An 11,696-nucleotide genomic window follows, 5' to 3' on the forward strand; every position below is an offset into this window, starting at 1 on the left:
GCGGACCCACCGCCCCCGGAGCACAAGACCTCCAGACCGAACTCACCGCCCTCGGCGCCCAGGTCACCATCACCGCCTGCGACACCGCCGACCGCGACGCACTCGCCGCACTGCTGGCCGACGTCCCGGCCGAGCACCCGCTCACCGCCGTCGTCCACACCGCCGGAACCCTCGACGACGCACTGATCACCACCCTCACTCCGGACCAGCTCGACACCGTCATGCGCCCCAAGGTCGACACCGCACGGCACCTCCACGAGCTCACCCGGGACCTCGACCTCACCGCCTTCGTCCTCTTCTCCTCCATCGCCGGCGTCATCGGCGGCCCCGGCCAGGCCAACTACGCCGCCGCCAACGCCTACCTCGACGCCCTCGCCCACCACCGCCACCACCACGGCCTCCCCGCCACCTCCATCGCCTGGGGCCTGTGGGAGGCAGGTGGCCGACTCGCCGAGGGCGACCTGAGGCGGTTCGCCCGCGAAGGGCTGCGGCCGGTCTCCGAGCAGGAAGGAGTCGCCCTGTTCGACGCGGCGCTCGCCTCGGGCGAGGCCGCAGTGGTGGCGACTCCCCTCGACGTCGCCGCCGTACGGGCCTCGGGGCGCGTCCCCGCGATCCTGCGTGGCCTCGTCGCGGCTCCCGTACGCCGCAGGGCCCAGCAGGCCGCCGGTGAATCGCTGGCGCAGCGGCTCGCCGGACTCACCGAGCAGGACCAGCAGGAGCTGCTGCTGTCCCTCGTACGGACCGAGGTGGCGGGGGTGCTCGGCTACGCCGACGCGCAGGCGGTCGATCCCGAGCGGGCCTTCCAGGAGCTGGGCTTCGACTCCATGACCGCCGTCGAGTTGCGCAACCGGCTCAACGCCGCCGCGGGGACCCGGCTGCCCGCCACCCTGGTCTTCGACCATCCGTCGCCGGCCGTCCTCGCCGCCCATCTGCGGATGCGGATCACGCCCGAGGCGCCGGACGCCGCCCAGCCCCTGCTCGCCGAGCTCGGCAGGCTCGAAACGCTCCTGGAGTCCCTCCCGGAGGACGAGGGCCTGCGCGGCACGCTGTCCGGCCGGCTCCAGGCGCTCGCGGCGAAGCTGACCCCCGCCGGGGGCGACGACGGGCTGTCCGACCGCATCGAGTCGGCTTCGACGGACGAGCTCTTCGACTTCATCGACACCGCGCTGGGCCGCGCTGCCGGCTGACCGCTCCGCACACGTCCACACCTTCAGGGGAGATTGATTTCCGCATGGCCACGGCAGACAAAGAAGAGAAGCTCGTCGAGTACCTCAAATGGGTGACGGCCGACCTGCAGAAGGCCCGGCAGCGCATCGCCGAGATGGAGGCGGACAGCACCGAGCCCGTCGCCATCGTCGGGATGGCCTGCCGGTTCCCGGGCTCGGTGCACTCGCCCGAGGACCTGTGGCAGCTGGTCCGGGAGGGGCGTGACGCGATCACGCCGTTCCCCACCAACCGCGGCTGGGACCTCGAGCGGCTCTACGACCCCGACCCGGACCAGCCCGGGACCTCGTACACCAGGGAAGGCGGCTTCCTGCACGACGCGGACCGGTTCGACGCGGCGTTCTTCGGGATCTCCCCGCGCGAGGCCCAGTCGATGGATCCGCAGCAGCGCCTCCTGCTGGAGGTGGCGTGGGAGACGTTCGAGCAGGCCGGCATCGACCCGGCCGCTCTGAAGGGCAGCAGGACGGGCGTGTTCGCCGGGGTGGTGGAGCAGAGCTACCTCGGTCTGGAGGGGCCCGAGGAGTTCGAGGGCTACCTGATGACGGGCAAGCTCAGCAGTGTCGTCTCCGGCCGCATCGCCTACGCCTTCGGTCTCGAGGGCCCCGCCGTCTCGGTGGACACGGCCTGTTCCTCCTCGCTCGTGGCCCTGCACCAGGCGGTGCAGTCGGTGCGCCTGGGCGAGTCGACGCTCGCCCTGGCCGGCGGCGTCACCGTGACGGCGACCCCGGGCGGCTTCGTCGACTTCTCCCGGCAGAGCGGTCTGGCGGCCGACGGGCGGATCAAGTCCTTCGCCGCGGCGGCGGACGGCACCGCCTGGTCCGAGGGCGTCGGTCTCGTCCTGGTGGAGAAGCTGTCGGACGCGCGGCGCAACGGGCACACCGTGCTCGCGGTGATCCGCGGCTCCGCGGTGAACCAGGACGGCGCGAGCAACGGTCTGACGGCGCCGAACGGCCCGTCCCAGGAGCGGGTGATCCGGCAGGCGCTCGCCAATGCCCGGCTCGATCCCGCCGATGTGGACGTGGTCGAGGCGCACGGAACGGGCACGCGGCTCGGCGACCCGATCGAGGCGCAGGCGCTGCTCGCCACCTACGGCCAGAACCGGCCGGAGGGCCGGCCGCTGTACCTGGGCTCGCTGAAGTCCAACATCGGGCACACGGTCGCCGCGGCGGGCGTCGGCGGCGTCATCAAGATGGTCCAGGCGATGCGGTACGGGGTCCTGCCGAAGACCCTGCACGTCGACGGTCCCACCCCGATGGTCGACTGGGACTCGGGAGCGGTCGAACTGCTCACCGAGGCGCGGCCGTGGCCGAGTACGGGCGCGCCGTACCGCGCCGCGGTGTCCGCGTTCGGCGTGAGCGGCACCAACGCCCATGTGGTGCTCGAACAGCCGCCCGCGCCCGAGGCCGTGGCGGCCGGGGAGGAGGGCGTCGCGCCGCCGGCGCTGCCCGTCATCCCGTGGGTGCTCTCCGGCAAGACCCCGGAGGCGCTGGCCGCGCAGGCCGGGCGGCTGCTGTCCCGGGTCGAGGACGACCCGGGCCTCGCCCCCGCCGACGTGGCGTACGCGCTGGCCACCAGCCGCTCCTCGATGGACCACCGGGCGGCGGTGACCGGCCGGGACCGCGAGGGCCTCCTCGCCGGGCTGCGCTCGCTGGCCGAAGGGGTGCCGGGGCCGGGCAGCGTGCGCGGGGTGCGCCGGGACGGCAGGACCGCGTTCCTGTTCACCGGGCAGGGCGCCCAGCGTGCGGGCATGGGACGGGAGTTGTACGAGGCCTACCCGGCCTTCGCCGCCGCGTTCGACGCGGTGGCCGCAGAGCTGGATCCGTACCTCGACGAGCCGGTCGCGGAGGTGATCCGCACCGGGGAGCGGCTGGACCGTACCGGGTTCACGCAGCCCGCGCTGTTCGCGCTGGAGGTGGCACTGTTCCGCCTGGTGGAGTCCTGGGGCGTACGCCCCGACTACCTGGCGGGACACTCCATCGGGGAACTCGCCGCCGCGCACGTGTCCGGGGTCCTCACCCTGCCGGACGCCGCCAGACTCGTCACCGCCCGGGCCCGCCTCATGCAGGCGCTCCCCGAAGGCGGCGTCATGGTCGCCATCCAGGCCACCGAGGACGAGGTCGTCCCCCACCTCACCGACGGCGTCGCCATCGCCGCCGTCAACGCCCCCCAGTCGGTCGTGATCTCCGGCGATGCGGAAGCCGCCGCCGAGGTGGCCGCCCGGCTCGCCGCCCAGGGCCGCAAGACCAGGCCGCTCACGGTGAGCCACGCCTTCCACTCACCGCACATGGACGCCATGCTCGGCGCGTTCCGCGAGGTCGCCGCCGGGCTGACCTACCACGCGCCGGCCATCCCCATCGTCTCCACGCTGTCCGGTGAGCCGGCCACGGCCGAGCAGCTGGGCTCCCCCGACTACTGGGTGGACCAGGTCCGCCGCCCGGTCCGCTTCGCGGATGCCCTGCGGTCCCTCGCCGAGCAGCGGGTGACGAAGTTCGTCGAGATCGGCCCCGACGACGTGCTCACCGCCCTGACGCGGGCCACGCTCGACGGCGACGGGTACACCGCCGTCCCGCTGCTGCGCCGGACGCAGCCCGAACCCGACACGCTGGTCGCGGGCCTCTCCGAGCTGTACACCGGCGGCGGCTTCCTGGACTGGGAGGCCTTCTTCGCCGGGACGGGAGCCCGGCGGGTCGATCTGCCCACCTACGCGTTCCAGAGCGAGCGCTACTGGGTGGAGGCGACCGCCCCCGGCGACGCCGCCGGTCTGGGCCTGGCCGGCACCGGCCACCCGCTGCTGGGCGCTGCGCTGTCGGTGGCCGATGCGGACGAGCTGCTGTTCAGCGGCCGTCTCCTGGCCTCCGCGCACCCCTGGGCCGCGGGGGCGATGGTGCCGGAGTCCGTGCTCGTGGAGCTGGCGATCCGGGCCGGGGACGAGGCCGGCACCCCGGTCCTCGACGAGTTGTCCGTACGCGCTCCGCTCGTGCTCCCCGCACAGGGCGGGACGCAGGTGCAGGTCGGCGTCGGCTCGGCCGACGGCACCGGCCGCCGTCCCCTGAGCGTGCACGCCCGCCCCGACGGAACCGACGCGCCCTGGACCCTCATCGCGGAGGGCATGCTCGGACCCCAGGGCGGCGAGGTCCCGTTCGAGCCGGGCGGCGCCCCCGTCACGGAGGTGCACCTGCCCGACGAGCTCGCGGCGGAGGTGACGGGCTACGGGCTGCATCCGCTCCTGCTCGACGCGGCGGTGCGCACCGCCGCGGTGGCGGCGGACGCGGACGGCGGCCCGAAGCCGCTGGCCGCGCAGTGGAGCGGGGTCCGCCTCTACGCGGGCGGGGCCACGTCGCTGAAGGTGTGGACGGTGCCCGGCACCGCCGACGGCACGTTCTCGCTGCGGCTGGCCGACCGGGCCGGGCAACCGGTGGCGAGCATCGACGCGTTGGCGTTCCGTACGGTCGAGGCCGCGGAACTCGCCGAGGCGCGGCTACGCAACCACGACGCCCTGTACCACGTCGACTGGGCGCCGGTGCGTCCGGTGGAAGGGCCGCTGAGCGAGCCGGACGCCGTACTGCTGCGGCTGGAGCCGTCGGTTCCCGGCGCCGAAGCCGTCCACGCGGCGGTTCGGCGGGTGCTGGCCCGGGTCCAGGACCACCTCACCGACGAGACGCTCACCGACACCCCCCTCGTGGTCATCACCCGCGGCGCCCTCGCAACCACCGACGGCGAAGACACCACCGACCTCGCGGCAGCCGCCGTATGGGGCCTCCTGCGCTCCGCACAAACAGAAGCACCCGACCGCATCGTCCTCATCGACACCGACACCGACACCGACGACCTCCACCCCGACACCCTCGCCACCGCACTCACCCTCGACGAACCCCAACTCGCCCTCCGCAACGGCCAACTCCACACCCCCCGACTCCACCGCACCCCCGAAACCACCCCCACCCGACCCTGGAACCCCGACGGCACCACCCTCATCACCGGCGGCACCGGCACCCTCGGCGCCACCATCGCCCGCCACCTCATCACCGAACACGGCATACGCAACCTCCTCCTCACCAGCCGACGCGGACCCACCGCCCCCGGAGCACAAGACCTCCAGACCGAACTCACCGCCCTCGGCGCCCAGGTCACCATCACCGCCTGCGACACCGCCGACCGCCACGCACTCGCCGCCCTGCTGGCCTCCATCCCCGCGGACCGGCCCCTCACCAACGTCGTCCACACGGCCGGAACGATCGACGACGCACTGATCACCACGCTCACCCCCGACCGGATCAGCACCGTGATGCGCCCCAAGGTCGACACCGCGTGGCATCTCCACGAGCTGACCCGGGACCTCGACCTCTCCGCCTTCGTCCTCTTCTCCTCCATCGCCGGCGTCATCGGCGGCCCCGGCCAGGCCAACTACGCCGCCGCAAACGCCTACCTCGACGCCCTCGCCCACCACCGCAACCACCACGGCCTCCCCGCTACCTCCATCGCCTGGGGTCTCTGGGCGCAGGCCAGCGGCATCACCGCGGAGCTGACGGAGGCGGACCGCAGGCGGATCGCGCGCAGCGGCTTCAAGCCGGTCGGGACGGAGCAGGGTCCGGAGCTGCTCGACGGGGCCCTCGGCCTGGGCCGGGCGGCCGTGGTCGCCACGCCGCTCGACCTGGCCGCCGTACGAAGGCAGCGGCAGGTCCCGGCGCTGCTGACCGGGCTCGTCCGCTCCCCCGCCCGCCGTTCGGCCCAGAACGCGGACACCGGCGCCGGCTCGCTCGCCGAGCGGCTCGCCGGCCTTTCGGAGGAGGAACAGCGGCGCGTCACCCTCGACGTGGTGTTCCACGAGATGGCCGGGGTGCTGGGGCACACGGGGGCGGGCAGGTTCGGCGCCGACCAGCCCCTCGCCTCGGTGGGCTTCGACTCGCTGACCTCCGTCGAACTGCGCAACCGGCTGGCGGCGGCCACGGGACTGCGGCTCGCCGCAACGCTGGTCTTCGACCATCCGACCCCGGCGGATCTCGCCGCGCACCTGCACGCCGAGGTGCTTTCGGCGGGCAGCGGCGCCGCGCAGGGGACGGGGGTGGACTTCGCGGCCGAGGTCCGGCTCGCCGACGACGTACGGCCCGCCGCTGTGACCGTCGGGGCGGCGGTCGATCCGGAGGAGATCCTGCTGACCGGCGCCACCGGGTTCCTGGGCGCCTTCCTCCTGCGCGACCTGATGCGGACGACGCGGGCGCGCGTGCACTGCCTCGTCCGCGGTGCCGACGAGACGGAGGCCTGGGAGCGGCTCCAGGAGAACCTGCTCTGGTACCGGGTGTGGGAGGACATCGATCCCGACCGGCTCGCCATCGTGGTCGGCGACCTCGCCTCGCCGCGCCTCGGCCTGACGGCCGCGGACTTCGACCGGCTGGCCCGGACCGTCGACGTCGTCTACCACAACGGCGCCCAGGTGCACTGGCTGCACCCGTACACGGCCCTGAAGGCGGCCAACGTCTCCGGTACCGAGGAGGTGCTGCGCCTCGCGGCCCTGCACCGCACGGTCCCGGTGCACTACGTGTCGACCGTCGGCGTGTTCAACGGTGTGCTGGAGGAAGGCGTACCGCTGAAGGCGACCGATCCCACCGGTCCCGCCGAGAGCCTTCCGAGCGGCTACCTGCAGAGCAAGTGGGTGGCGGAGCAGATGATCGGCCTGGCCCGCGACCGCGGGCTGCCGGTCTCCGTCTACCGCGTCGACGTGATCTCCGGCGACCAGGTCAACGGGGCCTGCCAGACCCGGGACTTCGTCTGGCTGAGCCTCAAGGGGCTGATCCAGGCCGAGGGGGTGCCCACGGGCGTCGGGGGCCGCTTCCACCTGCTGCCGGTGGACTACGTCAGCGCGGCCATCACCGGCATCTCCCGGATGCCCGAGATGGCCGGGGGGACGTACCAGCTCTTCAACAACACCTCGCTCAGCCTGAGTCGCTGCGCCGAGTACCTGCGCACGCTCGGGTACCGGCTGGACGAGCAGGACTGGGACACGTGGAGCGAGGGGGTCAGGAACGACCGGTCGAACGCGGTCCAGCCGCTGCTGCACGCCTTCGAGATGATGACGTCGGACACCGACGCCTTCTATCCGCCGATCGACACGACGGAGACGGACCGGGCGCTGGCGGGCAGCGGCATCGTCTGCCCTCCTCTGAGCCGTGAACTCTTCGAGAAGTACGTGGCCTTCTTCGTCGAGCAGAAGCACTTCCCCGCGGCCGGCTGAGCCGCATCGGCGGCCGGGCCGCCCACGGCCCGGCCCCGAATGGTAATGACCCGGCGGTTAACGCGCGCTGGAATGCGCGGAAGTCGGATGAGTTTAGGGTGCGTGGGCGAATCAAGAATGCAGCGGAATCGCCGGGCGGCTTCGCCCGCCCGGCCGACAAGGAGGCGACATGAATACCGCATCCGCCCGGCTCGAACTTGCCGAGCCGCATCTGCGCGAAGTGCTGGCCAGTGCCGGGCTCGACGTCGAATACGTACGGTCCGAAGGAAACACGCTCTACCGGCTGGACGATCGGGGCCGGGAGATTCCGGTGGCGGATTTCGCCGGCGGATACGGTTCGGTGCTGCTCGGGCACAACAATCCCGAGATCGTCGCCCACGCGAAGTCGCTCCTGGACGCCGGGACGCCGATCCACGCCCAGTTCTCCCGCCATCCCTACGCCAACGACGTCGCGCGGGCGCTGAACACGATCGTCCAGCGTGAACTCGGCGACGACGAGCCCTACTTCGCGATCTTCGCCAACAGCGGGGCGGAGGCCGTCGAGGCCGCGGTCAAGCACGCCGAGCTCGACCGCGGGATGCGTCTCGCGGAGATCAGGGCGGAGGTCGCCGCGCACGTCGAGGGTGCGCGGGCCGCGGTGCGCAGCGGCGCCGCGGTCCTGCCCGGCGCCGGCGCCGGCGGTTTCGAGCAGCTGGCCGCGGAGATCGAGGGGAAGAACGCGGAGCAGTTCTCCCGGCCGCCGCTGTTCCTCGCCCCCGAGGGCTCGTTCCACGGCAAGCTGGTGGGCAGTGTCCAGCTGACGCACAACGAGGGCTACCGGGCCCCGTTCCGCTCGCTGGCCGCGCAGGCCAGGTTCGTGCCGTGCGATCAGCCGGGAGAGCTCAAGAGGATCGTCGACGAGGAACGCGCCGTCCTGTTCGACCTGCACGTCGTCGACGGTGCGGTTCGGGTCGTGGAGCGGAGCATGCCGCTCTTCTGCGCCTTCGTCCTGGAGCCCATCCAGGGCGAGGGCGGCATCAAGGTGCTCACCCGTGAGTTCGCGCAGGAGATCCAGGCGGTGTGCGCCGAGATCGACTGCCCGATCGTCGTGGACGAGATCCAGAGCGGGATGGGCCGGTCCGGGGCGTTCCTCGCCAGCTCGTTCATCGGCCTGCGGGGCGACTACTACACCCTGGCCAAGAGCCTGGGCGGCGGAATCGCCAAGACGGCCGTGATGCTGGTCCGCCAGGCCCGCTACCGGCGGGAGTTCGAGATCGTCCACAGCTCCACCTTCGCGAAGGACAGCTTCTCGTCCCTCATCGCCCTCAAGGTGCTCGACATGCTGGAGGCCGACGGCGGCCGCGTCTACCGGCTGGCCGCCGAGCGCGGCGAGCGGCTGGCCGCGACGCTCGAATCCGTCCGGGCCGAATTCCCCACCGTGGTCAAGGAGGTACGGGGCAGGGGGCTGATGCTGGGGCTGGAGTTCCGGGACCAGTCGGATGCCGAATCGCCGGTGATCCGGGAGATCGCGCGCGGCGGCTTCTTCGGCTACGTCGTCGCCGGGTTCCTGCTGCGGGAGCACCACGTACGGACGTTCCCGACGGCCAGCGCCGTGACCACCCTGCGGTTCGAGCCGTCCGTGGAGCTCTCCGACGCCGAGATCGACCGGCTGGGGGCGGCTCTGCGCGAGGTGTGCACCCTCCTGCGCGACCAGGACGGAGCGCGTCTCGCGCCGCCCGCGTGATCCGGGGGCGGATACGGGAAGGGGGGCCGGCGGTATCCGCCGGCCCCCCTTCCCGTTGTCAGATCTGCTGGAACTTCCCGTTGAAGAAGAGCAGCGGGGACGAGGCGCGTGAGGTGGCGGCGCGCACCACCCGGCCGATGAATATGGAGTGGTCGCCGCTGTCGTGGGACTGCTCCAGTTCGCACTCCAGCCAGGCGAGCGCGCCGCGCAGCAGCGGTGCCTGCGTCAGCGGCCCCGGCTCCCACTCCACTCCGGTGAACTGCTCGGGCCCCAGGGGCCTGTTCTTGTCGGCGAAGTAGCGGGCCAGCTGCTCCTGCTCCGCGTCCAGCACGGAGATCCCGAAGCGGCGCCCCGCCGTGATCGCCTGGTGCATGACGGCGCTGTGGGACACGGAACACAGCACGGTGGGCGGGTTGAGGGAGACCGAACTGAACGCGTTGGCGGTCATCCCGTGGATGTGCTCCCCACCGACGCTGATCACGATGACGCCGGTCGCGAAGCGGGACATCGCCTCGCGCAATTCAACCGAGTCCATCGGGATTCGGTTGATGGTTTCCTCAGCGGACGCAGATTTCATGCCGAACCCTTCGAGAGACTCATGTACCGAACATATGCTTCGCAATTCCTTGGCCACTCATCACCGGGTAACCGCTCCCCGTATCCGCCCCGGAGTACCCGGCGATGACCGGGAGATGGAAGGCGCGGGGCTAGGTTGGACCGACGGCACCCGTAAACCGAAGGAATTCACGTGACGACGCCCCTCAAGGTCGACAAGATGGCATGTATGGGCTCCGGGCTCTGCGTCGCCATGAACCCGCAGCTGTTCCGGCTGGCGAAAGACGGCCGCGGCGAGGTCCTCGTCCGCGAACTCACCGATCCCGGTGACATCGAGTCGGCGCAGGACGTCGCCGACTGTTGCCCCGGCGGAGCCGTGCTGCTGCTCGACCCCGCCTCCTGACCACCACAGACGCGTGCCCCCGTACCGATCGGTACGGGGGCACGTGTCCGTGCGCGGCTATTCGGGGAGCAGGCTGCCCGCGACCGGACGGTCGACCGCCATGAGCCAGCGGCCGTCCTCCACGCGGCGCAGGACGTCGGTGCACTTGCCCTCGATGTGCAGCGGCTTGCCGTCCTCGCCGGTACCGTCGATGCTGAACTCCACACCGATCAGCGCCACGTCGCCGGCGACGTAGGAATGGGTGACCTTCGCCTGCAGGGACGGCTTCAGGGCGAGGAAGTCCTTGAAGAACTTGAGGCGTTCGGCGCCGGTGAGCGGCGTGCCCGAGAAGTTCGAGATCGCGTCCTCGCGGTACAGCCGGTCGAAGAGCTCACCGTCGCCCGAGTTGAACACCTGCAGGAATATCTCGTTCTGCTGGTCGGTGTCGTCGGTCAGGTCCGGCTTGTCGTAGTCGATGTCAACGGTGATGGCCATGGAAATGTCCCCTCCCACTTTCTTTGTTGTCGGCAACGGTTTACTTGTCCTCGCCGTACGGGTCGTCGATGGCGTAGAGCCAGTGGCCGTCGGCGTTCAGGCGCAGGACGTCGACGCCGACGCCCTCCAGGTGCTCCGGGTTGCCGTCCTCGTCCTTGGTGTCGATGGACCAGTCGACGATCAGCAGCGCGGTGTCCCCCGTGACGAAGGACTGCCGCGGCACGGCCGTCATCTTCGGACCGCGGGCGAGGAACTCCTTGACCGCGTCGATGCGGTCCTGCCCGGTCAGCGGAACTCCGGGCTCCCAGACCGCGACGGCCTCTTCCGTGTACATCGCGTTGACGGCGTCCGCGTCACCCCTGTTGAACGCCTCCACATAGATCGCGGTGTGCTGTGCGACGTCACTGGTGAGTTTCGCCATGATGAGAATTCTCCCTTTTCCCGCCTGCCGGAATACGCACGTCGTTTTTTGTTGCGAAGGCAACTCCCGGGAGAATATCCGGGCGACGTCCACCGCCCACCCATTACGAAGTAATGCGATATCCGGCCGGGTAAAAGGCTCAGCCCGTTCCCGCGGTCGCCGGCGCCTGCCCGGCCAGGCGCCCCAGCGTCTTGATGAGATCGGCGGGCCGGCACTCCGGAGGCCACGGCGGTTCGTCCCTGAGCGCGGCGAGTACGGCGCAGCCCGTGAGCAGGCTGAGCACCATCGACTCCTGTTCCGGCGACAGGCGCCGGGGCACGGGGGTTTCCCCGTCCCCGGCGGGCCGGCCGGCCAGGAGCTGCGCCTGCGCGAGGACCTCGCGGCCCCGGCGCAGCAGTACCGCGCGCAGCTCCCGGTCGTGCCGTTCCCCGGGGGCGAGCGCCGCCCCCAGGGCTTCCTCGTATCCCGACAGCACCGCTGCGGCGAAGGGATCGGAGGGCTCGTGCCCGGCGCGCTGCCATCCGGGCGCCTGCCCTCGGGCCGGAGTGCGGGTGAGCAGTCCCGCGGAGCGGATCAGGCCCTCGTTGAGCACGTCGACGAACCTGCGCCCGACGACGGCGGTCTCCCAGAGGTCGGCCTCATCGTCCGGGCCCCTTCCCATGGCCAT

The 11,696-nt window shown here is 71.7% G+C and carries 8 protein-coding genes; 4 read left to right on the forward strand and 4 right to left on the reverse strand.

All coding sequences use genetic code 11. The features are described from left to right. The 3 genes from ACFTXQ_RS05360 to ACFTXQ_RS05370 all read left to right on the forward strand — a co-directional run. Positions 1–1,187: beta-ketoacyl reductase (locus ACFTXQ_RS05360; protein WP_382636064.1), on the forward strand; the 1,187-nt coding region annotated here is incomplete at its 5' end. A gap of 44 nt (positions 1,188–1,231) precedes the next feature. After that, positions 1,232–7,453, forward strand: a complete 6,222-nt coding sequence (locus ACFTXQ_RS05365) for a type I polyketide synthase (RefSeq protein WP_382636066.1) — start codon at positions 1,232–1,234, stop codon at positions 7,451–7,453. Between the two features lie 169 nt (positions 7,454–7,622). Further along, on the forward strand, positions 7,623–9,176 hold the full coding sequence (locus ACFTXQ_RS05370; protein WP_382636067.1) for an aspartate aminotransferase family protein: 1,554 nt from the start codon (positions 7,623–7,625) through the stop codon (positions 9,174–9,176). 58 nt (positions 9,177–9,234) lie between these two features. Here ACFTXQ_RS05370 and ACFTXQ_RS05375 read toward each other — a convergent pair whose 3' ends face one another. Then, a complete protein-coding gene (locus tag ACFTXQ_RS05375; protein ID WP_382636069.1) occupies positions 9,235–9,711 on the reverse strand; it encodes a flavin reductase family protein in 477 nt (158 codons plus the stop codon). 240 nt (positions 9,712–9,951) lie between these two features. Between ACFTXQ_RS05375 and ACFTXQ_RS05380 the strand changes: the two genes are divergently transcribed. Beyond that, positions 9,952–10,134 (forward strand): ferredoxin, encoded by a 183-nt coding sequence (locus ACFTXQ_RS05380; protein WP_382636071.1) that lies wholly within the window; start codon positions 9,952–9,954, stop codon positions 10,132–10,134. A gap of 57 nt (positions 10,135–10,191) precedes the next feature. Here ACFTXQ_RS05380 and ACFTXQ_RS05385 read toward each other — a convergent pair whose 3' ends face one another. The 3 genes from ACFTXQ_RS05385 to ACFTXQ_RS05395 all read right to left on the reverse strand — a co-directional run bounded on the left by ACFTXQ_RS05385 (position 10,192) and on the right by ACFTXQ_RS05395 (position 11,696). Then, positions 10,192–10,608: a YybH family protein gene (locus ACFTXQ_RS05385; RefSeq protein ID WP_382636073.1), complete on the reverse strand. Its 417-nt coding sequence runs from the start codon at positions 10,606–10,608 to the stop codon at positions 10,192–10,194. A 40-nt stretch (positions 10,609–10,648) separates the two neighbouring features. Beyond that, positions 10,649–11,029: a YybH family protein gene (locus ACFTXQ_RS05390; RefSeq protein WP_382636074.1), complete on the reverse strand. Its 381-nt coding sequence runs from the start codon at positions 11,027–11,029 to the stop codon at positions 10,649–10,651. 139 nt (positions 11,030–11,168) lie between these two features. Further along, a complete protein-coding gene (locus ACFTXQ_RS05395; protein WP_382636076.1) occupies positions 11,169–11,696 on the reverse strand; it encodes a hypothetical protein in 528 nt (175 codons plus the stop codon).

The sequence above is a fragment of the Streptomyces sp. NPDC057010 genome (assembly GCF_042673805.1).
GTDB lineage: Bacteria > Actinomycetota > Actinomycetes > Streptomycetales > Streptomycetaceae > Streptomyces.